Origin of the sequence: Serratia sp. BNK-33-b, from assembly GCF_048684565.1 — a bacterium.
GTDB lineage: Bacteria > Pseudomonadota > Gammaproteobacteria > Enterobacterales > Enterobacteriaceae > Serratia > Serratia marcescens.
This window is the reverse complement of the sequence record NZ_JBLQTZ010000001.1, coordinates 4657369-4680319: the sequence shown is the minus strand read 5'-3', so window position 1 is coordinate 4680319 and position 22951 is coordinate 4657369. Positions and strand designations below refer to the sequence as shown.

Sequence of the window (22951 nt, the reverse complement as noted above, 5' to 3'; positions counted from 1 at the left end):
AGGACAGTGCGAACATGGACAGCCTCATTACCTTCGAAAAATTGACGGCGCAACACCTGCCTTACCTGTATGAGATCCGCTTTTCCGTTGAGGAAAACCTGCTGCACCCGCATCAGATCCAGTATCTGCAGCGCAGGCAGGCGCTGGAGGACATCAACCAGGGCGGCGGCTGGATCTGCAAGCATGGCGACGACTATGCCGGCGTTGGCTTCGGGTTATTCATCCCTGAACCGCTGATCGGCGGCCTGTTCGTGAAGCCGGAATACCAGTCGAAGGGGATCGGCTCCGCCTTGTTGGCGCGGGTCACCGCCTGGATGTTTGAGCGCGGCGCCGAAGCGATCCACTTAACCACCGATCCCGGCTCCAAAGCCGAAGGCTTTTATCAACATCACGGTTGGGCCGTGGTCGGGCAGGATGAATTCGGCCAGGCCGAACTGGTAAAACGTAAAGAGGGTGAATAATGACAATCAAAGGATTGATGACGTTACTGCTGCTTTCGCTGTTCAGCACGCCGCTGTATGCGGCCGTTGACTATTTTTACCTGAAACCGCTCGATGGCGAGAAGATCAAGATAACCCGGCAGATGCTGGCGGCGATGCCGCAGCACACGATTAAAACCTCGACCAATTTCACCCCGGAAGATATGTTCACCGGCGTTGAGTTTGCGGAGTTAGTGAAAGCCTATCACCTGAAAGGCCAGTCGGTGCGCGCTTTCGCCTGGGATGATTACTCTTATTCGATGCCGATTGACGAGATGATTAAATACCGTGTGATCGTCGCCTACCAGCGCGGCGGCAAGCCGATCGACGTTGGTGAGCTGGGGCCGTTCGCCATTATTTATCCGCGCGATGGCTATGCTGAGCTGAATAACCTGGATGTGAATGCGAAAACCGTCTGGCAAGTTAAAAGGTTGGAGCTGAAATAAGATGAGCAAAAAACTGATCGGTACTCTTATCGCGTTGGTTGCCATCTTCTCCTTATTGATTTTGTTGATTGCCATTAATTTCGGCGGCGTAAAAGAGCGCTATAAGCAGATCGAGCCCAACCTGGACAACTACTCGGTGGCCGAGATCCTGTTTCTGGCGTTTGAAAGGACCAAAACCGCGCTGTTGCTCAGTGAAAACAACGATTACGACGCCTTCCAGATCAAAAAGAAAATCTTCTACTCGAAGATTCAGATCCTGGAGAGCCGTTCGACCTTCAGCGACTCTTTTTATTACGACGATGAGTTCATCAAAAATGTTGCGCTGCTGAAGCAGCAGTATCGCACGTTGGACGATCTTTCTGCCGGCTTGCTGGTGGGGCAGAAAAACAAGGCGGACATTCTCTCTTATATGGATGATATCGAGGGCACGCTGGTCGATATCCAGGAAATTATTTATCGGATACAGATTAAAAACTTTACCGAAGTGAAAGGCATCATCCAGGACAACTCGAGTAAAGCCGAGATGTTCGCCCTCTTTTCGCTGATTTTGGTGTTCCTGATGATGTTCCTGGTGCTGAGAAATGCCTTCTCGTTGAAAGAGATCATCAAGAACAAGAACATCTTTATCTCTTCCATCTACCACGAGATCGCCGGCTCGACCCAGGCCATCGTCATTGCCGCGGATATTATGGAACACGAGCTAGCGCAGGAAGAGTTGAAAAAAGAAGCCCGCCTGATCTCCTATCACGGCAACAAGATCGCCGAACAAACGCGCGAGGTGATGGATTATTCTCGGCTTGAGATGGGAGAAGTTAAAATCAATATTTCCACCTTCCGGCTGAATGAGGTGGTGGAGGATGCCGTAACCGGCATCGGCGCCGGGCGAGGCAATCGGCTCGTGATCCACCGTTCGTCTTATGCCGGCCTGATTGGTTCTGATAAATACAAGCTCTACCGAATATTGGCCAACCTGCTCAGCAACGCGGACAAATTTACCCACCACGGCGCGATCGTCCTCAATGTGAAGGTGTGTCACGGCAATCTGTATTTGCGGGTCAAAGACACCGGCATCGGGTTTAACGTCGATAATCTGGATCGGTTATATAAGGCGTTCAATCAGGGGCTGGAAAGGGAAACGCGGCAGGGGTTGGGGCTGGGGCTGACCATTATCAAAAATTACGTCACGACGATGAAAGGCGCCATCAAGGTCAAATCCGTCGAAGGAGTTGGCTCATCGTTTTTGATCCGCATCCCGATCAAACTAATTAAAGAATAGGTTCGACAGCAACAGCGAGGAGATAATCAGCGGCTTGGTCGGTTTTTCCACCAGGTGCACGTCATAGTGCAGGATCATATCGCCGATGTTTTTCTCGTAGTGATTCAGCTGGCCGGTCAGAATGATGATGCGGGCGTGCGGATCGAGGGCGTCTTTAATTTTCTTCACGACGCGTTCGGAAGTCTCGCCGAAGTCCAACAGCCAGTCCAAAATAAACGCCTCAAAGGACTGCTGCTCCAGCGCGGCCAGCATGGCGTCCGCCGTCTGAAAGGTCTCAGTTTCGATGCCGTAGCGGCTGGCGATCTTCTTCAACAGTTCGAGAATATCGCCGTCATTATCCAGGATCGCGATACGCGGGGCCGGCAGAAAGTCTATCTTGTTGACTTTATACAGCGGGGCATCGGCTGCATATTCCCGATTGGTGTTGATGATGAAAAGGTCGTCCTTTTTGTAGGCGTAAGTTTCGTCGTTGTCCGCTTGCGTGACCGGGCGCTCGTCGACCTCAATGTTGCAGCGCTTGTGAATGCTGTTCATGATAAACACGCCGTTATGTGTCCGTTGGCCGGCAAACGGCTCGTTGAAATACTGGAAAACCTTTTTGACTTCATCGAGGGTGATGCCCCTTTTGCCATCCAGCTTCTGTTTGGCGCTGTTGTACTGAAGGTTCAGTATGTTGGCCATCGTGGAGGCATGTTTTCTGTCGCCAACTCCTTTCAGAGTGAGCAACGCGCTGATTGCATCGATGTAATTTGGCGTTTTCTTCATGACAACCTTGGCTTTTTTGATGTTAACCGCGAGCGTTGAAAAACCTGTTTGAGGACCCGTGCTGGATTATAGATGAAGCCTCGGGTATTGCGGTGATATCAGTTTGATTTTCCTTGGCAAACTCAAAACACACTCGATCATGAATAAAAAAACACTCAAAAGACATTCACATTTCGCCGTTTATGTGGTTAATTAGCGCACATACTGTGTGATTCGCGTCCTGGGGGGGTGCCAGTCTCACAAAATAAACCGCCTGCTCTTGTCCGTAAGCAGGGAGCAGGCGGCAAAAAGATCCGCGGCCAGCACCAGGGCCATTGGCAGCACCGGGGATTATCCTTCAAGCTTCTCTTGTCGCGCATCTTCTTTGCAGTGCCTTCTTTTTCCACGCTCTCCACTTTCTGTTGTAACCGTCGCCCTTTGAATCTCACTCTGAGTTATTGCAGAACGCAGTTTCTCCTGTCAGCCGAGTCGCCAAAACGGCCTGTCCGCATGCCCCGCCGGCGCAAATCCAAGGAGGAACCGGAGTCGCGCAGAGAGTCTCTGCGCGATCCGGGATGGGATAAGGCGGGGCCATCGAGAGGGAGACGGCCCCGGCCGACGCCGGGTTTGGCGGTCGGCAAGGTCACTATAAGCGAGGGGCTTGCCGACGCCAGCATCGGCGTTCAGCATTGCGCGGCCGCTCCAGCGTTTTCTTCACGCGGCGGCAAACGTTGCCGCTTATTGCGCACCGCGTCCCAGATAACCGTCCCAGTCTTTCCACACCGGCTGCAGCCCGGCGTTGCTGATGGCCTCGGCGACCTGCTGCGGCGTGCGGCCGTCGTGCGGTTCGAACTGTTCCAGCTCCGGCGGCACGTCATCGGCATAGCCGCCGGGCTGCGTCTTGGAGCCGGCGCTGACGCTGTTGATCGCCACCGGGATCATATGATCGCGGAAGTACGGCGACTCACGCGTAGACAGTGACAGCTCAACGTCCGGCGCGAACAGCCGGAAGGCGCAGATCAGCTGCACCAGTTGAGGCTCGCTCATGATCGACGCCGGTTCAATGCCGCCGGCGCAGGGGCGCAGACGCGGGAACGAGATCGAGTAGCGGCTCTGCCAGTAAGTTTGCTGCAGGTAGAACAGATGTTCCGCCAGCAGGTAGCAGTCGGTGCGCCAGCTGTTGGAGAGGCCGATCAACGCGCCGAGGCCGATCTTGTCGATCCCGGCGCGCCCCAGGCGATCCGGCGTGGCCAGGCGCCAATGGAAATCCTGCTTCTGGCCGCGCAGGTGATGCTGCAGATAGGTGGCCGGATGGTAGGTTTCCTGGTACACCAGCACGCCGTCCAGGCCCAGTGTTTTCAGTTCGGCGTACTCGTCCTGCGCCAGCGGCTGCACTTCCATCATCAGCGAGCTGAAGTGGCTGCGGATCGCCGGAATGTGCCGGCGGAAATAGTCCATGCCGACCTTGGTCTGATGCTCGCCGGTGACCAGCAACAGGTGTTCGAACCCCAGCGCCTTGATGGCTTCGCACTCGCGTGCGATCTCCGCCGCATCCAGCGTTTTGCGCTTGATGCGGTTGCTCATCGAAAAGCCGCAGTAGGTGCAGTCGTTGGCGCACAGGTTAGAGAGGTACAGCGGCACATAGAAGCTGACGACGTTGCCGAATCGCTGACGGGTCAGCTGCTGCGCGCGCTGCGCCAGCGGTTCCAGATACGGCGCGGCGGCGGGGGAGATCAGCGCCATAAAGTCGTCGCGCGTCAGCTTGTCGGCGTTCAACGCGCGTTCCACGTCGCGCGCGGTTTTGCCGTTGATGCGCAGCGTAATGTCGTCCCAATCCAGCTGTTGCCAGCGGCTACTGAAATCGTCGCCCATCACTGTGCCTCCTCTGGCTGGCTGAGGAAGGCGGTCAGCGGGCTAGAGGCGACCGCACCGCGCTGGCTGGCGCCCAGTCCGGCGCTGCGCGCCAATTCGCCGGCCTCCAGCGCCAGGCGAAACGCCCGCGCCATTTGCACCGGGTCGCGCGCCACGGCGATGGCGGTGTTCACCAGCACCGCGTCGGCGCCCAGCTCCATCGCTTCCAGCGCGTGGCTCGGCGCGCCGATGCCGGCGTCGACCACCACCGGCACTTTGGCCTGTTCGATGATGATCTCGAGGAAGTCACGGGTGCGCAGACCGCGGTTGGAGCCGATAGGGGCGCCGAGCGGCATCACCGCCGCGCAGCCCGCCTCTTCCAGCCGTTTGCACAGCACCGGATCGGCGCCGCAGTAAGGCAGCACCACAAAACCGTCTTTCACCAGCGTTTCCGCCGCCTTCAGCGTTTCTATCGGATCAGGCAGCAGGTATTTCACATCGGGATGGATCTCCAGCTTCACCCAGCGGGTGCCGAGCGCTTCACGCGCCAGCCGGGCGGCGAACACCGCTTCGGCGGCGGTTTTGGCGCCGGAGGTGTTGGGCAACAGCCTGACGCCCAACTGCTGCAGCGGCGCCAAAATGGCGTCGTTGCCGCCGCGCAGATCGACGCGCTTCATGGCCATGGTCACCAGCTGTGAACCGGAGGCCGCCAGCGCCTCCAGCATCAATGCCGGGGTGGCGAACTTGCCGGTGCCGGTGAACAGGCGCGAGGTAAAAGTGGTATCGGCGATTTTCAGCATGTCAGCCTCCGGCGATCGCTTGAAACAGTAAAATATCGTCACCGTCCTGCACCTGGTGGTCGGCCCAGTCGGCGCGCGGGATGATGGTTTGGTTGATCGCCAGCGCGGTGCCCGGCTGGTGGCGTTCCAGCTGGGTCAGCAGGGCGGCAACGCTGAGCGGCTGCGCCAGCTCCAGCGGCTGATCGTTAAGACGGATCTTCATGCCGCGCCTCCGCATACCGGGCAGGCGCGGGCCTGGCTCAGTTGCAGCGTGCTCCAACTCTGCTGCTTGCCGTCGAACAGCCGCAGTTTCCCGCTGAGGGAGGAAGGCATGCCGGCCAGCATCTTGATGGCCTCCAGCGCTTGCAGGGTGCCGATCACGCCGACCACCGGGCCGAGTACCCCGGCGGTGCGGCAGTTGCGCTGCGGCTCTTCCTGCTCCGGGTACAGGCAGGCGTAACAGCCGTGTGCATAGGGCGGCTCGAGCACCAGCAACTGGCCGCTGAAGCCGACCGCGCTGCCGCTGATCAGCGGCTTGGCGGCGGCGATGCAGGCGGCATTGACCTCATGGCGGGTCGCCATATTGTCGCAGCAGTCCAGCACCAAATCGGCGCGGGCGACCGCGTCGCGCAGCGCTTGCCCTTGCAGCCGCTGCGCCAGCGGGATGGATTCCACCAATGGGTTCAGCGCCTGCAGATGGCGTTGCGCCAGCGCCGCCTTACCGGTGGCGGTATCGGCGCTGCGGTAGAGGATTTGCCGCTGCAGGTTGGTGACGTGCAGCTGGTCGTCGTCGGCCAACAGCAGCGTGCCGACGCCGGCGGCGGCCAGATACAGCGAAGCCGGGGAGCCGAGCCCGCCCAAACCGACGATCAGCACCGTGGCGCGCTTGAGTTTCTCCTGGCCTTCCGGGCCGACGTCCTCCAGCAGCAGTTGGCGGCTATAGCGCAGGAATTCCTGATCGTTAAGCATCGTTCGGATCCTCGCCTTCGATCAGCCGCAGCAGCTCGGCCGTCGCCGCGCGCCAGTCCGGCGCCTGGGTGATGGCGCTGACCACCGCGACGCTGCCGACGCCGCACGCCAGCACCGCCGGTACGCGATCGATACTGATCCCGCCGATCGCCACCGTCGGGTAATCCGCCAGGCCGGCGATGTGGCGTTTCAACTCCGTCAGCCCCTGCGGCGCCGAAGGCATGTCTTTGGTTTGGGTGGGGAAGATGTGCCCCAGCGCGATGTAGGACGGTTTCACCGCCAGCGCGCGCGCCAGTTCGGCGTCGTCATGGGTGGACACGCCGAGCCGCAGCCCGGCGCGGTGAATGGCCGCCAGATCGGTGGTATCAAGATCTTCCTGGCCCAGATGCACGCCGTAGGCGCCGTGCTTGATCGCCAGCCGCCAGTAGTCGTTGATGAACAGCCGCGCCTGATAACGCTGGCCCAGCGCGATGGCGGCGGCGATATCCTCTTCGACCTGCTCGTCAGGCAAATCCTTGATGCGCAGCTGGATGGTGGTGACGCCGGCCTCAAGCAGGCGAGCGATCCATTCCACGCTGTCGACGACCGGGTAGAGCCCCAGTTTGTAGGGCGTCGCCGGGAAGGGGGTCGTGATATCAGTCATTGCTTGTCTCCTCTTGCAGCGTGCCGGCGCTGTGATACAGCTCGCTGCCGCGGGCGCGGAACTCGGCGGACATTTTCTCCATGCCGGTCAGCTGCACTTCGATCGGCTTGGCGACCTCCTGGGCGGCGGCGTAGTCGCGCACCTCCTGCGAAATCTTCATCGAGCAGAATTTCGGCCCGCACATCGAGCAGAAGTGGGCGACCTTGCCGGATTCCTGCGGCAGGGTTTCGTCGTGATAGGCGCGCGCGGTGGCCGGATCGAGCGCCAGATTGAACTGATCTTCCCAGCGGAATTCGAAACGCGCCTTGGACATGGCGTTATCGCGGATCTGCGCGCCCGGATGGCCTTTGGCCAGATCGGCGGCGTGAGCGGCGATCTTGTAGGTGATCAGGCCCTGTTTGACGTCTTCTTTGTTCGGCAGGCCGAGGTGCTCTTTCGGCGTGACGTAACACAGCATGGCGCAGCCGAACCAGCCGATCATCGCCGCGCCGATGCCGGAGGTGAAATGGTCATAGCCCGGGGCGATATCGGTGGTCAGCGGGCCGAGGGTGTAGAATGGCGCTTCGTGGCAGTGTTCCAGCTCTTCGGTCATGTTGCGGCGGATCATCTGCATCGGCACGTGGCCTGGGCCCTCGATCATCACCTGCACGTCGTATTCCCAGGCGATTTTGGTCAGCTCGCCCAGCGTATGCAGTTCGGCGAACTGGGCTTCGTCGTTGGCGTCCTGAATTGAGCCGGGGCGCAGGCCGTCGCCGAGCGACAGCGAAACGTCGTAGGCGGCGCAGATCTCACAGATTTCGCGGAAATGCTGATAGAGGAAGTTTTCCTGATGGTGCGACAGACACCATTTGGCCATGATCGAGCCGCCGCGCGACACGATGCCGGTCAGGCGTTTGGCGGTCATCGGCACGTAACGCAGCAGCACGCCGGCGTGGATGGTGAAGTAGTCGACCCCTTGCTCCGCCTGTTCCAGCAGCGTATCGCGGAACATCTCCCAGGTGAGGTTTTCCGCCACGCCGTTGACCTTCTCCAGCGCCTGGTAGATCGGCACGGTGCCGATGGGCACCGGGCTGTTGCGCAGGATCCACTCGCGGGTTTCGTGAATGTAGCGGCCGGTGGAGAGATCCATCACGGTGTCTGCGCCCCAGCGGGTGGCCCACACCAGCTTCTCCACCTCTTCTTCGATCGATGATGTGACCGCCGAGTTGCCGATATTGGCGTTCACCTTTACCAGGAAATTGCGGCCGATAATCATCGGCTCCGCTTCCGGGTGATTGATGTTGGCGGGAATGATAGCGCGGCCGGCGGCCACTTCCTGGCGCACGAACTCCGGCGTGATGTTGTCCGGCAGGTTGGCGCCCCAGCCCTGGCCCGGATGCTGGTGGCGCAGCACCTCGCCGCGAATGCGCTCGCGCCCCATGTTTTCGCGGATGGCGATGAACTCCATCTCCGGTGTGACGATGCCGGCGCGGGCATAGTGCAGTTGGGTCACGCACTTGCCCGGTAACGCCTTGCGTGGCAACGGCAGGTGTTCGAAACGCAGGTGATCGAGGCCTTCGTCCGCCAGCCGCTGTTGGGTGAAGCCGGAGCTGGCGCCGCTCAGGGTGGCGGTATCGCCGCGCGCGTCGATCCAGCCTGCGCGCAGCTTGGTCAGGCCCGCGTGCACGTCGAGCTCGGCCTGTGGATCGCCGTACGGGCCGGCGGTGTCATACACCGGGATCGCCTCGTTGGGTTCATACTGCGGGCTATCTTTGCTGCCGCCGATCAGGGTCGGGCTGAGCTGAATTTCGCGCATCGGCACCTGGATATCGCGGCGCGAACCCTGCAGGTAGATGCGGCGTGAGTTTGGGAAAGCCATGCCTTGCAGGGTGTCGATAAACTGCTGGGCGGCTTCGCGTTGCGCTTTACGGGCGCGCGGTGGATTAACGTTAGACATAGCAAGTTCCTACCAGTGTGTTGGGTTGGGAAAGTTGCTTGTCTGGAGCTCGGAGGGAGTAATGATGGTGGCCGATAAGGCAGGGCACCCGCAAGGGGAAGGCCGTGTCTGTGGCGATAGATTACTCTTGTTCCCTTCGCGGGTATTAACCCGATCAGGTTCCGCGGATCCCGAATTAACGGTCTCAGCCTGGCTGATTCGATGAACAAATCAGGCGCTAGGCACTCCGACAAGATGCCCCCCAGTATAGGAGGGATAAGAAAAAAAACTATAAAATTTTAACGCGCCGGATCCAGCGCCTGGTCCGGCAGCGGTTGCTGCGTGGCTTCCGCTTCCAGCAGGATCAGCTTATCTTCCAGCGCAAAGCGCGCCGCCAGCGTTTCGCCGATATCCGACAAGGCCTGGTGGAATTCCAGACAAACCTCCTGATCGATATCCACTTCGGTATAGCGATCGTGGAATGCCATGATCTGTTCGGTATTGGCCCACAGCTTGGGGTAGATGTTCACCGCCAGCGACATTTTCGGACTGGCTGCGCCTTCCACTTGTTTGATAATTCTGTCATAGATATGAAAATGCCCTGCGGAGAGGTAATCCACCAGGTTGTGGCAAAAGTTCTCCAGCGCTTTTTCATTCAGCGGCGTATGCTTTTCTTTATTCGGTTTGAGGCCTACCAGCGTGCAGTAGGCGACCAGCAACTGCTTGCGGGCCTGAAGCCATTGATCAACTAATTCATTACTACCGCCAACGCGCTGAGTCAGCCTTTCCAAACGGTTGAGCATGTTTGACTCCGTGTAAGTAACAAAAGCAACCGGTAAGTTATTAAAATGTAACAAAGCCGATTTGTAGAGTGCCAGTGAAGCTGAGGTTGTGCAACAACGATATGGAACTTGCATTAACGGGCAATGAAAACGGCTGGTGGATCGTCAGCCATGAAAGCAAACTTTGGTTACCGAACGGTGAATTGCCGTCGGGGACTGCCGCCGCCCTCGGGCTGCAGGGCCATATGGCGCGCGTCATCGGTGAGTGGGAGGGCGCGCCGGTCTGGCTGGTGCGCCAGGCGATGCCGCGGGAGATGGGGTCGGTGCGTCAGCTGTTGGATCAGGATCGCGGTCTGTTCCAGCTGGCCGGGCGCGGCGTGCAGCTGGCGGACTTCTACCGCTCCCATCGCTATTGCGGCTACTGCGGCCATGAGATGCACCTCAGCCGCACCGAAAGCGCCTGCCTGTGCGGCCATTGCAAAGAACGCTACTACCCGCAGATCGCGCCCTGCGTGATCGTCGCCATTCGGCGCGAGGATCAGATCCTGCTGGCGCAGCACGTGCGCCATCGCGGCGGCATTCACACGGTGCTGGCCGGCTTCGTCGAAGTGGGCGAAACGCTGGAGCAAGCGGTGGCGCGCGAAGTGATGGAAGAGAGCAATATTGAAATCAAGAACCTGCGCTACGTCACGTCACAACCCTGGCCGTTTCCGCACTCGCTGATGATGGCCTTTATGGCCGATTACCACCAGGGTGAGATTCGTCACGATCCCAAGGAGCTGCTCAATGCCGGCTGGTATCGTTACGACCAACTGCCGCTGTTGCCGCCGCCCGGCACCGTGGCGCGCCGGTTGATTGAGGACACCGTGGCGCTGTGCCGGGCAGAATAATGTACAATGGCCGGCAGATTATTAAGGGAGCCCCATAAATGACTGAGTTGAAGAACGATCGTTACCTGCGCGCGCTGTTGCGCCAGCCGGTGGATGTGACCCCCGTATGGATGATGCGCCAGGCCGGTCGTTATTTACCGGAGTACAAGGCGACTCGCGCCCAGGCCGGTGATTTCATGTCGCTGTGCAAGAACGCGGAGCTGGCCTGTGAGGTTACGCTGCAGCCGCTGCGCCGCTATGCGCTGGACGCCGCCATCCTGTTCTCCGATATTCTCACCATTCCCGACGCCATGGGGCTCGGCCTGTACTTTGAAGCCGGCGAAGGCCCGCGTTTCAGCTCCCCCGTCACCTGCCGCGCCGACGTCGACAAACTGCCGGTGTTCGATCCGGAAGTGGAGCTGGGCTATGTGATGAACGCGGTGCGCACCATTCGCCGCGAGCTGAAGGGCGAAGTGCCGCTGATCGGCTTCTCCGGCAGCCCGTGGACGCTGGCTACCTATATGGTTGAGGGCGGCAGCAGCAAGGCCTTCACCAAGCTGAAGAAGATGATGTATGCCGAACCGGCCACGCTGCACCTGTTGCTGGACAAGCTGGCGGACAGCGTGATCCTGTATCTCAATGCCCAGATCAAGGCCGGCGCGCAGTCGGTGATGGTGTTCGACACCTGGGGCGGCGTGCTGACCGGGCGCGATTACCGCGAGTTCTCGTTGCACTACATGCACAAGATCGTCGATGGCCTGCTGCGTGAAAATGACGGCCGCCGCGTGCCGGTGACGCTGTTTACCAAAGGCGGCGGGCAGTGGCTGGAGGCGATGGCCGCCACCGGCTGCGATGCGCTGGGGCTGGACTGGACCACCGATATCGCCGACGCGCGTCGGCGCGTGGGCGACAAAGTGGCGCTGCAGGGCAATATGGATCCGTCGATGCTTTATGCTTCTCCGGCGCGCATCGCGGACGAAGTGGAGACCATTCTGGCCGGTTTCGGCCACGGCAACGGTCATGTGTTCAACCTGGGCCACGGCATCCATCAGGATGTGCCGCCGGAGCACGCCGGGGCCTTCGTCGAGGCGGTACACGCGCAGTCGGCGAAATACCACCGTTAAGGATCCGATGTGACCGATATGGCGGCTCTGCGCGCCGAACAGCTGCGGCGCGCCGCTGAAGTCATTCGCTACGACGATCTGCCGGCCGAACCGCCGGCGTTCATCGCCGGCGCCGATGTGGGCTTCGAGCAAGAGGGCGCGGTGACGCGCGCCGCCATCGCCATCCTGCGCTATCCGTCGCTGGATCTGGTGGAGTATCAGGTGGCGCGCATCGCTACCGTCATGCCTTATATCCCGGGTTTCCTGTCGTTTCGCGAATACCCGGCGCTGCTGGCCGCCTGGGCGCAGCTGCGGCAAAAACCGGGGCTGATCTTCGTTGATGGCCACGGCGTTTCACATCCGCGGCGCCTTGGCGTCGCCAGCCATTTCGGCCTGCTGGTCGATGTGCCGACCATCGGCGTGGCCAAGAAGCGCCTGTGCGGCAAATTCGCGCCGCTGGACGCCGCCGTCGGCGCGCTGGCGCCGTTGGAAGATAAGGGTGAACAGCTGGGTTGGGTATGGCGCAGCAAGGCGCGTTGCAACCCGCTGTTCATCTCTACCGGTCACCGCGTGGGTGCCGACAGCGCGCTGGCGTGGGTGCAGCGCTGCATGGCGGGCTACCGTTTGCCGGAGCCGACCCGTTGGGCCGACGCCATCGCTTCGCGCCGTCCGGCGTTTCAGCGGTGGTTGCAGCAGCATCCGGAGGTGTCGCCATGAGCGATTTCGGGTACACTGCGCCGCAGATAACGCGTAAGAGAGTAAAGCATGCTACGTAACCCGATTCATTTACGTCTGGAACGGCTCGAGGGCTGGCAACATTTGACCTTTATGGCCAGTTTGTGCGAGCGTATGTACCCGAATTACCAGATGTTCTGCAAACAGACCGAGTTCGGCGATCCGGCGGTTTATCGCCGCATTCTGGATTTGGTGTGGGAAACGCTGGTGGTGAAGGATGCCAAGGTCAACTTCGACAGCCAGCTCGAGAAGTTGGAAGAGGCGATTCCGTCGGCGGAAGATTACGATCTTTACGGCGTTTACCCGGCAATTGATGCCTGTATCGCATTAGGGGAACTGATCCATTCGCGGCTCGGCGGGGAGACGCTGGAGCACGCCATCGCCATCAGCGAAACATCGATTCGTACCGTGGCGATGTTGGAAATGACCCAAGCCGGTAAGGAAATGACCGACGAAGAGTTGGAAAGTTTGCCGGCGGTAGAGGAAGAATGGGACATTCAATGGGAAATTTTCCGCCTGTTGGACGCCTGTGAAGAGCGCGATTTAGACCTGATCAAGGGGCTGCGATCCGACCTGCGAGAGGCCGGTGTCAGCAACATCGGGATAAATTTAGCGCAATAAGGCAACAAAACGTGATTTAACGCCTGATTTGTCATGCCTTAAGGCTTCACATCCGCACCCTGTCTGGTCTACATTTGGGGGGCGTAAAAAAAGTGGCTATCGGTGCGTGTATGCAGGAGAGTGCTGTCAATCGGCATATCCGTCGCACTCGATGCTTTGCAAACGATAAACACACTGTAAGGATAACTTATGAACAAGACTCAACTGATTGATGTAATCGCGGACAAGGCTGACCTTTCCAAAGCACAAGCTAAACTGGCTCTGGAATCCACCCTGGCTGCAATTACTGAGTCTCTGAAAGAAGGTGATGCAGTACAATTGGTTGGCTTCGGTACTTTCAAAGTAAACCATCGTAGCGAGCGCACTGGCCGCAACCCACAGACTGGCAAAGAAATCAAAATCGCAGCAGCCAACGTGCCTGCGTTCGTTTCTGGCAAAGCACTGAAAGACGCCGTTAAATAAGACCGCGCCTCGGTGAAAAGATTAAACAGGGGGGCGATGGCGCCCCTTTTGTTTACTCGTCGGGCGCTCATGGCCGTTGGCATCGCCGTCGGCCTGAGCGCCTGCAGTTTCCATTCCGATATCCCCAGTTTTACCGCCAGCGGCTTCGTGGCCGATCAGGGCGTGATACGTCTGTGGCGTAAAGACGATGAGCAACATCGTCCGCAAGTGTTGGTCAGCGTCTACAGCCCTTACCGCGGTCCGGGTACCATTACCACGCTGTACACCTATCAGGGCGACGTGCTGCGCCAAATCAAACGTAACGACGCCGACGGCGATCGAGATTCTATTCAGCTGCGCTTTGCCGACGACGGCACGGTGAGCTTTATGCAGCGCCAACTGGCGACACGCCGCGAACCGCTGACCCGCGATGAAATTGCCCTGTATCAATATCAGGCGCGACGGATCCTCGAAGTGAGCAATGCGCTGCGCGCCGGCAAGGTGAAATTGCTGCAGGGGCGTTGGATGCAGGGCGAGGTGCAAACCTGCGACGGCCAAAGCATGAAACCGGGACTGGATGCCGCCTCCATCGTCTGGATCGAGAAGCGTGCCCGCAGCAGCAGCCGGCCGGTGAGCGTCGCCTGGCTGGAAGCGCCTGAAGGCAGCGAACTGCTGCTGGTGGCGAACGACGATTTCTGCAGCTGGGAACCGAAAGAAGACCAACTATAAAAAAGGCCCCGCGCTGCGGAGCCTCTTGTCATGACCATGAAAGGTCAAATTATTTGCCGCGCGCAATCGCGCGATAACCGATATCTTTACGGCAGAAGCTGCCTGGCCACTGGATGCCTTCCGCCAGCTGATAAGCGCGTTGCTGCGCCTGCGCCACGGTGTCGCCCAGCGCCGTCACGCACAGCACGCGGCCGCCGCTGGTGACGACGTCATCGCCCTGCAGGTGCGTACCGGCGTGGAAGACCTTACCGTCGGCGCTTTCCTGCTGCGGTAGCCCCTGGATAACCTCACCGTTGCGATAGTCGCCCGGATAACCGCCGGCTGCCAGCACTACGCCGAGCGCAGGGCGTTCGTCCCAGTCAGAACTTTTCTCGTTCAGACGGCCTTCGGCACCCGCCAGGCACAGTTCCACCAGATCGGAGCGCAGGCGCAGCATGATCGGCTGAGTTTCCGGATCGCCAAAACGGCAGTTGAATTCGATCACCTTCGGCTGGCCGTCAGCGGAGATCATCAGGCCGGCGTACAGGAAGCCGACGTAGGTATTGCCTTCCGCCGCCATGCCGCGCACCGTCGGCCAGATCACCTGGTCCATGGCGCGCTGGTGGATTTCGTCGGTCACGACCGGCGCCGGAGAGTAGGCCCCCATGCCGCCGGTGTTCGGGCCGGTATCGCCGTCGCCGACGCGCTTGTGGTCCTGGCTGGTGGCCATCGGCACCACGTTCTCGCCATCGACCATCACGATGAAGCTGGCTTCTTCGCCGTCGAGGAACTCTTCCACTACGATGCGATGACCGGCGTCGCCGAAGGCGTTGCCGGCCAGCATGTCACGCACGGCTTCTTCCGCTTCCTGCAGCGTCATCGCGACGATCACGCCTTTACCGGCCGCCAGGCCATCAGCCTTGATGACGATCGGCGCGCCTTTGCGGCGCACATAGGCTAGCGCTGGCTCCACCTCGGTGAAGTTTTCATATTCGGCGGTCGGGATGCGGTGGCGCGCCAGGAAATCTTTGGTGAAGGCTTTGGAGCCTTCGAGCTGCGCGGCGGCCTGTGATGGGCCGAAGATTTTCAGACCGGCGGCCTGGAAGGCGTCGACCACGCCGATCACCAGCGGCGCTTCCGGCCCAACGATGGTCAGACCGATATCATGGCTCTGGGCGAACGCGACCAGGGCGGGGATGTCGGTGGCGGCGATCGCCACGTTTTCCAGATTGGCTTCCAGCGCGGTGCCGGCATTACCCGGCGCGACGTAGACTTTGTCCGCCAGCGGAGACTGGGCGGCTTTCCAGGCCAGCGCGTGTTCGCGCCCGCCGTTGCCGATAATCAAAATGTTCATCAGGGGCTCCACGAATGGCGTGCGCCGGAGCGCACGCGGCAAAAGGAATTAATGGCGGAAGTGACGCATGTCGGTGAAGATCATCGCGATGCCGTGTTCGTTGGCGGCGGCGATCACTTCGTCGTCACGGATTGAGCCGCCAGGCTGGATCACGCAGGTGATGCCAACCGCCGCGGCGGCATCGATGCCGTCGCGGAACGGGAAGAAGGCGTCGGAGGCCATGGCGGAGCCTTTTACTTCCAGCCCTTCGTCGCCCGCTTTGATGCCGGCGATCTTGGCGGAGTAAACGCGGCTCATCTGGCCGGCGCCTATGCCGATGGTCATGTTGTCACGCGCATAAACGATGGCGTTGGATTTCACGAACTTGGCCACTTTCCAGCAGAACAGCGCATCACGCAGTTCCTGCTCGGTCGGCTGGCGCTCGGATACCACGCGCAGATCGGCGGCGGTTACCATGCCCAGATCGCGATCCTGCACCAGCAGGCCGCCGTTGACGCGCTTGAAGTCCAGCCCCGCCACGCGTTGCTGCCACTGGCCGCAGGCCAGCACGCGCACGTTCTGTTTGGCGGCCAGCAGGGAGCGCGCTTCCTGGGTGACGTTTGGCGCGATGATCACTTCCACGAATTGGCGGCTGATGATCGCCTGCGCGGTGGCGGCGTCCAGCTCGCGGTTAAAGGCGATGATGCCGCCGAAGGCGGAGGTCGGGTCGGTTTGGTAAGCGCGCTCGTAGGCGGCCAGAATGTCGTCGCCGATCGCCACGCCGCAAGGGTTGGCGTGCTTGACGATCACGCAGGCCGGTTCGGCGAACTCTTTCACGCATTCCAGCGCGGCGTCGGTATCGGCGATGTTGTTATAGGACAATGCTTTGCCCTGCAGCTGCTCGGCGGTCGCGACGGACGCTTCCTTCACCTCTTCCTCTATATAGAAGGCGGCCTGCTGGTGGCTGTTCTCACCGTAGCGCATATCCTGCTTCTTGATGTAGTTGAGGTTCAGGGTACGCGGGAAGCGGCCGGACGGTTGCTCGGTCTCGCCGTGGTACGCCGGCACCAGCGCGCCGAAGTAGTTGGCGATCATGCTGTCGTAGGCGGCGGTGTGTTCGAAGGCTTTGATGGCGAGATCGAAGCGGGTGGCATAGCGCAGCGAGCCGTCGTTGTTGTCCATCTCGGTAATGATGGCGGCGTAGTCGCTGCTCTTCACCACGATGGCGACGTCTTTATGGTTCTTGGCGGCGGAGCGCACCATGGTCGGGCCGCCGATATCGATATTTTCGACCGCGTCTTCCAGCGAGCAATCCGGGCGCGCCACGGTTTGGGCGAACGGGTACAGATTGACGACCACCATGTCGATAGGCTTGATGTCATGCTGATTCATGACGGCGTCGTCCTGGCCGCGGCGGCCGAGAATGCCGCCGTGGACTTTCGGGTGCAGGGTCTTAACTCGTCCGTCCATCATCTCCGGGAAGCCGGTGTAGTCGGAAACTTCGGTAACGGGCAGACCGGCGTCTGCCAGCAGACGAGCGGTGCCGCCGGTGGAGAGCAGTTCAACGCCGCGCTGGGAAAGCGCTTCGGCGAATTCAACGATACCGGTTTTGTCAGACACGCTGAGCAGGGCCCGGCGGATTGGACGAGGTTGTTGCATGGTTTTATCCCTTGGCTTTGAGTCGCAATTAAAGAGCGTTACGTGAATGTCCACCTCGTTCTCTCTATAAGGAAGGTTTTTTGCCTTATAAGGGAGGGTCAGGCACATATTCAGGTAACGCCCCCATTAAAAGGGGGATCGTTTCGTCGCGGGGAATTGTAGCGAAAACGTTTGCGTGGCGCTCGTAAATTTTCCGTACAAATCGCATCTGTGGATAACACTGTGCGCAAGTGGGTATAAGGCGGGGTTTTGCTGTGGAATGCAGCGAACGATCGTTTTTGCTGAAAATACCTGTTGCGGCCTGCGAGGAACTCCCTATAATGCGCCTCCATCGACACGGAACATGTGAACAACTTCACAGAGTATCCGGGGGTCGCAGAGAAAAAATCCTGAAAATTAGGGTTGACTCTGAAAGAGGAAAGCGTAATATACGCCACCTCGAGTTAGCAAGCGAAAGCGCCTAACTCACTGCTCTTTAACAATTTATCAGACAATCTGTGTGGGCACTCCACAAGACGATATCCAGCATCTTCGGATGCAAAAAAATATCAAGTCTTGAAGAGTGACTAACTGAAGTAAAATTCATGCAGTAAATCTTTGAGCATCGCTTCTCGAGTGGAAGCAAATCAAGCTTTTAATTGAAGAGTTTGATCATGGCTCAGATTGAACGCTGGCGGCAGGCTTAACACATGCAAGTCGAGCGGTAGCACAGGGGAGCTTGCTCCCTGGGTGACGAGCGGCGGACGGGTGAGTAATGTCTGGGAAACTGCCTGATGGAGGGGGATAACTACTGGAAACGGTAGCTAATACCGCATAACGTCGCAAGACCAAAGAGGGGGACCTTCGGGCCTCTTGCCATCAGATGTGCCCAGATGGGATTAGCTAGTAGGTGGGGTAATGGCTCACCTAGGCGACGATCCCTAGCTGGTCTGAGAGGATGACCAGCCACACTGGAACTGAGACACGGTCCAGACTCCTACGGGAGGCAGCAGTGGGGAATATTGCACAATGGGCGCAAGCCTGATGCAGCCATGCCGCGTGTGTGAAGAAGGCCTTCGGGTTGTAAAGCACTTTCAGCGAGGAGGAAGGTGGTGAACTTAATACGTTCATCAATTGACGTTACTCGCAGAAGAAGCACCGGCTAACTCCGTGCCAGCAGCCGCGGTAATACGGAGGGTGCAAGCGTTAATCGGAATTACTGGGCGTAAAGCGCACGCAGGCGGTTTGTTAAGTCAGATGTGAAATCCCCGGGCTCAACCTGGGAACTGCATTTGAAACTGGCAAGCTAGAGTCTCGTAGAGGGGGGTAGAATTCCAGGTGTAGCGGTGAAATGCGTAGAGATCTGGAGGAATACCGGTGGCGAAGGCGGCCCCCTGGACGAAGACTGACGCTCAGGTGCGAAAGCGTGGGGAGCAAACAGGATTAGATACCCTGGTAGTCCACGCTGTAAACGATGTCGATTTGGAGGTTGTGCCCTTGAGGCGTGGCTTCCGGAGCTAACGCGTTAAATCGACCGCCTGGGGAGTACGGCCGCAAGGTTAAAACTCAAATGAATTGACGGGGGCCCGCACAAGCGGTGGAGCATGTGGTTTAATTCGATGCAACGCGAAGAACCTTACCTACTCTTGACATCCAGAGAACTTTCCAGAGATGGATTGGTGCCTTCGGGAACTCTGAGACAGGTGCTGCATGGCTGTCGTCAGCTCGTGTTGTGAAATGTTGGGTTAAGTCCCGCAACGAGCGCAACCCTTATCCTTTGTTGCCAGCGGTTCGGCCGGGAACTCAAAGGAGACTGCCAGTGATAAACTGGAGGAAGGTGGGGATGACGTCAAGTCATCATGGCCCTTACGAGTAGGGCTACACACGTGCTACAATGGCGTATACAAAGAGAAGCGACCTCGCGAGAGCAAGCGGACCTCATAAAGTACGTCGTAGTCCGGATTGGAGTCTGCAACTCGACTCCATGAAGTCGGAATCGCTAGTAATCGTAGATCAGAATGCTACGGTGAATACGTTCCCGGGCCTTGTACACACCGCCCGTCACACCATGGGAGTGGGTTGCAAAAGAAGTAGGTAGCTTAACCTTCGGGAGGGCGCTTACCACTTTGTGATTCATGACTGGGGTGAAGTCGTAACAAGGTAACCGTAGGGGAACCTGCGGTTGGATCACCTCCTTACCTAAAGATATTAGTTCGAGTGGCGTGCTCACACAGATTGTCTGATAGAAAGTAACGAGCAGAAATACCTTTATAGGCTTGTAGCTCAGGTGGTTAGAGCGCACCCCTGATAAGGGTGAGGTCGGTGGTTCAAGTCCACTCAGGCCTACCACTTCTCGGAAGTGGAAAAGGTACTGCGCGTGACTGTATGGGGCTATAGCTCAGCTGGGAGAGCGCCTGCCTTGCACGCAGGAGGTCAGCGGTTCGATCCCGCTTAGCTCCACCATATAGTCCGGTATTTCAATACTTCAGAGTATATTGGCGACAGTATGCTGCGAAGTATTTTGCTCTTTAACAATCTGGAACAAGCTGAAAATTGAAACATGACGGCTGAAATTTATCCCTCCGTAGAAGTACTGGGATGAAGAGTAACCTGTCATAGAGTCTCTCAAATGTTTGCAGCGCGAACGATGGAAACATCTTCGGGTTGTGAGGTTAAGTGACTAAGCGTACACGGTGGATGCCTAGGCAGTCAGAGGCGATGAAGGGCGTGCTAATCTGCGAAAAGCGTCGGTAAGGTGATATGAACCGTTACAACCGGCGATACCCGAATGGGGAAACCCAGTGTGTTTCGACACACTATCATGTCATGAATACATAGTGGCATGAGGCGAACCGGGGGAACTGAAACATCTAAGTACCCCGAGGAAAAGAAATCAACCGAGATTCCCCCAGTAGCGGCGAGCGAACGGGGAGGAGCCCAGAACCTGAATCGGCTTGTGTGTTAGTGGAAGCGTCTGGAAAGTCGCGCAGCAAAGGGTGATAGCCCCGTACACTAAAATGCACAGGTCGTGAGTTCGATGAGTAGGGCGGGACACGTGACATCCTGTCTGAATATGGGGGGACCATCCTCCAAGGCTAAATACTCCTGACTGACCGATAGTGAACCAGTACCGTGAGGGAAAGGCGAAAAGAACCCCGGCGAGGGGAGTGAAATAGAACCTGAAACCGTGTACGTACAAGCAGTGGGAGCACCTTCGTGGTGTGACTGCGTACCTTTTGTATAATGGGTCAGCGACTTATATTTTGTAGCAAGGTTAACCGTATAGGGGAGCCGTAGGGAAACCGAGTCTTAACTGGGCGATTAGTTGCAAGGTATAGACCCGAAACCCGGTGATCTAGCCATGGGCAGGTTGAAGGTTGGGTAACACTAACTGGAGGACCGAACCGACTAATGTTGAAAAATTAGCGGATGACTTGTGGCTGGGGGTGAAAGGCCAATCAAACCGGGAGATAGCTGGTTCTCCCCGAAAGCTATTTAGGTAGCGCCTCGTGAACTCATCTTCGGGGGTAGAGCACTGTTTCGGCTAGGGGGCCATCCCGGCTTACCAAACCGATGCAAACTCCGAATACCGAAGAATGTTATCACGGGAGACACACGGCGGGTGCTAACGTCCGTCGTGAAGAGGGAAACAACCCAGACCGCCAGCTAAGGTCCCAAAGTCATGGTTAAGTGGGAAACGATGTGGGAAGGCATAGACAGCCAGGATGTTGGCTTAGAAGCAGCCATCATTTAAAGAAAGCGTAATAGCTCACTGGTCGAGTCGGCCTGCGCGGAAGATGTAACGGGGCTAAACCATGCACCGAAGCTGCGGCAGCGACGCTTAGGCGTTGTTGGGTAGGGGAGCGTTCTGTAAGCCGTTGAAGGTGGCCTGTGAGGGTTGCTGGAGGTATCAGAAGTGCGAATGCTGACATAAGTAACGATAAAGCGGGTGAAAAGCCCGCTCGCCGGAAGACCAAGGGTTCCTGTCCAACGTTAATCGGGGCAGGGTGAGTCGACCCCTAAGGCGAGGCTGAAAAGCGTAGTCGATGGGAAACAGGTTAATATTCCTGTACTTGGTGTTACTGCGAAGGGGGGACGGAGAAGGCTAGGCTAGCCGGGCGACGGTTGTCCCGGTTTAAGCGTGTAGGGGGTGTGACCTGGTAAATCCGGTTGCATATCAACCCTGAGGCGTGATGACGATGCACTACGGTGCAGAAGTAGTTGATGCCCTGCTTCCAGGAAAATCCTCTAAGCATCAGGTAACATTAAATCGTACCCCAAACCGACACAGGTGGTCAGGTAGAGAATACCAAGGCGCTTGAGAGAACTCGGGTGAAGGAACTAGGCAAAATGGTGCCGTAACTTCGGGAGAAGGCACGCTGGCATGTAGGTGAAGTCCCTCGCGGATGGAGCTGAAGCCAGTCGAAGATACCAGCTGGCTGCAACTGTTTAATAAAAACACAGCACTGTGCAAACACGAAAGTGGACGTATACGGTGTGACGCCTGCCCGGTGCTGGAAGGTTAATTGATGGGGTCAGCCGCAAGGCGAAGCTCTTGATCGAAGCCCCAGTAAACGGCGGCCGTAACTATAACGGTCCTAAGGTAGCGAAATTCCTTGTCGGGTAAGTTCCGACCTGCACGAATGGCGTAATGATGGCCAGGCTGTCTCCACCCGAGACTCAGTGAAATTGAACTCGCTGTGAAGATGCAGTGTACCCGCGGCAAGACGGAAAGACCCCGTGAACCTTTACTATAGCTTGACACTGAACATTGAGCCTTGATGTGTAGGATAGGTGGGAGGCTTTGAAGCGTGGACGCCAGTCTGCGTGGAGCCATCCTTGAAATACCACCCTTTAATGTTTGATGTTCTAACTCGGCCCCATAATCTGGGGTGAGGACAGTGTCTGGTGGGTAGTTTGACTGGGGCGGTCTCCTCCCAAAGAGTAACGGAGGAGCACGAAGGTTAGCTAATCACGGTCGGACATCGTGAGGTTAGTGCAAAGGCATAAGCTAGCTTGACTGCGAGAGTGACGGCTCGAGCAGGTACGAAAGTAGGTCTTAGTGATCCGGTGGTTCTGAATGGAAGGGCCATCGCTCAACGGATAAAAGGTACTCCGGGGATAACAGGCTGATACCGCCCAAGAGTTCATATCGACGGCGGTGTTTGGCACCTCGATGTCGGCTCATCACATCCTGGGGCTGAAGTAGGTCCCAAGGGTATGGCTGTTCGCCATTTAAAGTGGTACGCGAGCTGGGTTTAGAACGTCGTGAGACAGTTCGGTCCCTATCTGCCGTGGGCGTTGGAAGATTGAGAGGGGTTGCTCCTAGTACGAGAGGACCGGAGTGAACGCACCACTGGTGTTCGGGTTGTCATGCCAATGGCATTGCCCGGTAGCTAAGTGCGGAAAAGATAAGCGCTGAAAGCATCTAAGCGCGAAACTTGCCTCAAGATGAGTCTTCCCTGGGCCTTCAAGGCCCCTGAAGGAACGTTTAAGACTAAGACGTTGATAGGCTGGGTGTGTAAGTGCAGCGATGCATTGAGCTAACCAGTACTAATGATCCGTGAGGCTTAACCTTACAACACCGAAGGTGTTTTGGTGAGACCGAGACAATATTCA

19 protein-coding genes, 2 tRNA genes, 2 rRNA genes and 1 riboswitch are annotated in these 22951 nt (G+C 58.1%); of the genes, 13 read left to right on the top strand and 10 right to left on the bottom strand.

Annotation, left to right across the window (positions count from 1 at the left end; translation table 11 throughout):
- The first annotated feature begins 14 nt into the window (after positions 1 to 14).
- The 3 genes from ACMGGK_RS22650 to ACMGGK_RS22640 are packed head-to-tail and all read left to right on the top strand — an operon-like array spanning position 15 to position 2201.
- Positions 15 to 461, top strand: a complete 447-nt coding sequence (locus tag ACMGGK_RS22650; RefSeq protein WP_016929429.1) for a GNAT family N-acetyltransferase — start codon at positions 15 to 17, stop codon at positions 459 to 461.
- Entirely contained in the window at positions 461 to 925 is a 465-nt protein-coding gene (locus ACMGGK_RS22645; protein WP_016929428.1) for a hypothetical protein, read from the top strand. Before ACMGGK_RS22650 ends, ACMGGK_RS22645 begins: the two co-directional genes overlap by 1 nt.
- A 1-nt stretch (position 926) precedes the next feature.
- Positions 927 to 2201: a sensor histidine kinase gene (locus ACMGGK_RS22640; protein ID WP_016929427.1), complete on the top strand. Its 1275-nt coding sequence runs from the start codon at positions 927 to 929 to the stop codon at positions 2199 to 2201.
- On the opposite strand, the gene ACMGGK_RS22635 is transcribed toward ACMGGK_RS22640, so the two are convergent.
- From ACMGGK_RS22635 to ACMGGK_RS22600, 8 genes are all read right to left on the bottom strand, one after another.
- Positions 2187 to 2966, bottom strand: a complete 780-nt coding sequence (locus ACMGGK_RS22635) for a helix-turn-helix domain-containing protein (RefSeq protein ID WP_028127641.1) — start codon at positions 2964 to 2966, stop codon at positions 2187 to 2189. The two genes, ACMGGK_RS22640 and ACMGGK_RS22635, sit on opposite strands and share 15 nt — an antisense overlap.
- A 717-nt stretch (positions 2967 to 3683) precedes the next feature.
- The gene (gene thiH / locus ACMGGK_RS22630; protein ID WP_016929425.1) at positions 3684 to 4817 is read right to left on the bottom strand and encodes a 2-iminoacetate synthase ThiH; all 1134 of its coding nucleotides are present in this window, start codon (positions 4815 to 4817) and stop codon (positions 3684 to 3686) included.
- Positions 4817 to 5596: a thiazole synthase gene (locus ACMGGK_RS22625; protein WP_004929886.1), complete on the bottom strand. Its 780-nt coding sequence runs from the start codon at positions 5594 to 5596 to the stop codon at positions 4817 to 4819. Before ACMGGK_RS22625 ends, thiH begins: the two co-directional genes overlap by 1 nt.
- Before the next feature lies 1 nt (position 5597).
- Positions 5598 to 5798: a sulfur carrier protein ThiS gene (thiS, locus tag ACMGGK_RS22620; RefSeq protein ID WP_016929423.1), complete on the bottom strand. Its 201-nt coding sequence runs from the start codon at positions 5796 to 5798 to the stop codon at positions 5598 to 5600.
- Complete coding sequence (locus ACMGGK_RS22615; protein ID WP_004929883.1) at positions 5795 to 6544, bottom strand: HesA/MoeB/ThiF family protein; 750 nt, start codon at positions 6542 to 6544, stop codon at positions 5795 to 5797. The genes thiS and ACMGGK_RS22615 overlap by 4 nt, the downstream gene beginning before the upstream one ends.
- Complete coding sequence (gene thiE / locus ACMGGK_RS22610; RefSeq protein ID WP_016929422.1) at positions 6537 to 7187, bottom strand: thiamine phosphate synthase; 651 nt, start codon at positions 7185 to 7187, stop codon at positions 6537 to 6539. The genes ACMGGK_RS22615 and thiE overlap by 8 nt, the downstream gene beginning before the upstream one ends.
- Positions 7180 to 9123: a phosphomethylpyrimidine synthase ThiC gene (gene thiC, locus ACMGGK_RS22605; protein WP_337055790.1), complete on the bottom strand. Its 1944-nt coding sequence runs from the start codon at positions 9121 to 9123 to the stop codon at positions 7180 to 7182. The genes thiE and thiC overlap by 8 nt, the downstream gene beginning before the upstream one ends.
- A 114-nt stretch (positions 9124 to 9237) precedes the next feature.
- A riboswitch (TPP riboswitch) is annotated at positions 9238 to 9362 on the bottom strand.
- A gap of 39 nt (positions 9363 to 9401) precedes the next feature.
- The gene (locus ACMGGK_RS22600) at positions 9402 to 9905 is read right to left on the bottom strand and encodes an Rsd/AlgQ family anti-sigma factor (RefSeq protein ID WP_004929879.1); all 504 of its coding nucleotides are present in this window, start codon (positions 9903 to 9905) and stop codon (positions 9402 to 9404) included.
- Between the two features lie 101 nt (positions 9906 to 10006).
- On the opposite strand from ACMGGK_RS22600, the gene nudC reads away from it, so the two are divergent.
- From nudC to ACMGGK_RS22570, 6 genes are all read left to right on the top strand, one after another.
- Positions 10007 to 10774, top strand: coding sequence for an NAD(+) diphosphatase (nudC, locus tag ACMGGK_RS22595; RefSeq protein ID WP_028127642.1), 768 nt, complete (start codon positions 10007 to 10009; stop codon positions 10772 to 10774).
- Between the two features lie 38 nt (positions 10775 to 10812).
- Positions 10813 to 11877: a uroporphyrinogen decarboxylase gene (gene hemE, locus ACMGGK_RS22590; RefSeq protein ID WP_016929418.1), complete on the top strand. Its 1065-nt coding sequence runs from the start codon at positions 10813 to 10815 to the stop codon at positions 11875 to 11877.
- Positions 11878 to 11886: 9 nt separating this feature from the next.
- Positions 11887 to 12573, top strand: coding sequence for a deoxyribonuclease V (nfi, locus tag ACMGGK_RS22585; RefSeq protein ID WP_049300349.1), 687 nt, complete (start codon positions 11887 to 11889; stop codon positions 12571 to 12573).
- Between the two features lie 48 nt (positions 12574 to 12621).
- Complete coding sequence (locus ACMGGK_RS22580; protein ID WP_015376329.1) at positions 12622 to 13212, top strand: YjaG family protein; 591 nt, start codon at positions 12622 to 12624, stop codon at positions 13210 to 13212.
- 189 nt (positions 13213 to 13401) lie between these two features.
- Entirely contained in the window at positions 13402 to 13674 is a 273-nt protein-coding gene (hupA, locus tag ACMGGK_RS22575) for a nucleoid-associated protein HU-alpha (RefSeq protein WP_004929874.1), read from the top strand.
- Positions 13675 to 13710: 36 nt separating this feature from the next.
- Positions 13711 to 14382 (top strand): DUF1481 domain-containing protein, encoded by a 672-nt coding sequence (locus ACMGGK_RS22570; protein WP_028127643.1) that lies wholly within the window; start codon positions 13711 to 13713, stop codon positions 14380 to 14382.
- A gap of 49 nt (positions 14383 to 14431) precedes the next feature.
- Here ACMGGK_RS22570 and purD read toward each other — a convergent pair whose 3' ends face one another.
- Positions 14432 to 15715, bottom strand: coding sequence for a phosphoribosylamine--glycine ligase (purD, locus tag ACMGGK_RS22565; protein ID WP_049300348.1), 1284 nt, complete (start codon positions 15713 to 15715; stop codon positions 14432 to 14434).
- 48 nt (positions 15716 to 15763) lie between these two features.
- On the bottom strand, positions 15764 to 17353 hold the full coding sequence (purH, locus tag ACMGGK_RS22560; protein ID WP_015376332.1) for a bifunctional phosphoribosylaminoimidazolecarboxamide formyltransferase/IMP cyclohydrolase: 1590 nt from the start codon (positions 17351 to 17353) through the stop codon (positions 15764 to 15766).
- 635 nt (positions 17354 to 17988) lie between these two features.
- Here purH and ACMGGK_RS22555 point away from each other — a divergent pair.
- The 4 genes from ACMGGK_RS22555 to ACMGGK_RS22540 all read left to right on the top strand — a co-directional run bounded on the left by ACMGGK_RS22555 (position 17989) and on the right by ACMGGK_RS22540 (position 22910).
- Positions 17989 to 19530: ribosomal RNA gene (locus ACMGGK_RS22555) — 16S ribosomal RNA — on the top strand.
- 74 nt (positions 19531 to 19604) lie between these two features.
- A tRNA-Ile gene (locus ACMGGK_RS22550) sits at positions 19605 to 19681 on the top strand.
- Positions 19682 to 19719: 38 nt separating this feature from the next.
- A tRNA-Ala gene (locus ACMGGK_RS22545) sits at positions 19720 to 19795 on the top strand.
- 207 nt (positions 19796 to 20002) lie between these two features.
- A 23S ribosomal RNA gene (locus ACMGGK_RS22540) occupies positions 20003 to 22910 on the top strand.
- Together the 16S and 23S rRNA genes with 2 tRNA genes alongside form the textbook arrangement of a ribosomal RNA operon.
- Positions 22911 to 22951 lie beyond the last annotated feature (41 nt).

Coding starts and splice junctions, on each gene's coding strand:
- ACMGGK_RS22600 (WP_004929879.1), bottom strand. CDS start 9,905: ATGCTCAACCGTTTGGAAAGGCTGACTCAGCGCGTTGGCGGTAGTAAT.
- ACMGGK_RS22650 (WP_016929429.1), top strand. CDS start 15: ATGGACAGCCTCATTACCTTCGAAAAATTGACGGCGCAACACCTGCCT.
- purH (WP_015376332.1), bottom strand. CDS start 17,353: ATGCAACAACCTCGTCCAATCCGCCGGGCCCTGCTCAGCGTGTCTGAC.
- thiS (WP_016929423.1), bottom strand. CDS start 5,798: ATGAAGATCCGTCTTAACGATCAGCCGCTGGAGCTGGCGCAGCCGCTC.
- ACMGGK_RS22645 (WP_016929428.1), top strand. CDS start 461: ATGACAATCAAAGGATTGATGACGTTACTGCTGCTTTCGCTGTTCAGC.
- purD (WP_049300348.1), bottom strand. CDS start 15,715: ATGAACATTTTGATTATCGGCAACGGCGGGCGCGAACACGCGCTGGCC.
- hupA (WP_004929874.1), top strand. CDS start 13,402: ATGAACAAGACTCAACTGATTGATGTAATCGCGGACAAGGCTGACCTT.
- ACMGGK_RS22570 (WP_028127643.1), top strand. CDS start 13,711: ATGGCGCCCCTTTTGTTTACTCGTCGGGCGCTCATGGCCGTTGGCATC.
- thiC (WP_337055790.1), bottom strand. CDS start 9,123: ATGTCTAACGTTAATCCACCGCGCGCCCGTAAAGCGCAACGCGAAGCC.
- hemE (WP_016929418.1), top strand. CDS start 10,813: ATGACTGAGTTGAAGAACGATCGTTACCTGCGCGCGCTGTTGCGCCAG.
- nudC (WP_028127642.1), top strand. CDS start 10,007: ATGGAACTTGCATTAACGGGCAATGAAAACGGCTGGTGGATCGTCAGC.
- thiH (WP_016929425.1), bottom strand. CDS start 4,817: ATGGGCGACGATTTCAGTAGCCGCTGGCAACAGCTGGATTGGGACGAC.
- ACMGGK_RS22640 (WP_016929427.1), top strand. CDS start 927: ATGAGCAAAAAACTGATCGGTACTCTTATCGCGTTGGTTGCCATCTTC.
- thiE (WP_016929422.1), bottom strand. CDS start 7,187: ATGACTGATATCACGACCCCCTTCCCGGCGACGCCCTACAAACTGGGG.
- ACMGGK_RS22625 (WP_004929886.1), bottom strand. CDS start 5,596: ATGCTGAAAATCGCCGATACCACTTTTACCTCGCGCCTGTTCACCGGC.
- ACMGGK_RS22635 (WP_028127641.1), bottom strand. CDS start 2,966: ATGAAGAAAACGCCAAATTACATCGATGCAATCAGCGCGTTGCTCACT.
- ACMGGK_RS22615 (WP_004929883.1), bottom strand. CDS start 6,544: ATGCTTAACGATCAGGAATTCCTGCGCTATAGCCGCCAACTGCTGCTG.
- ACMGGK_RS22580 (WP_015376329.1), top strand. CDS start 12,622: ATGCTACGTAACCCGATTCATTTACGTCTGGAACGGCTCGAGGGCTGG.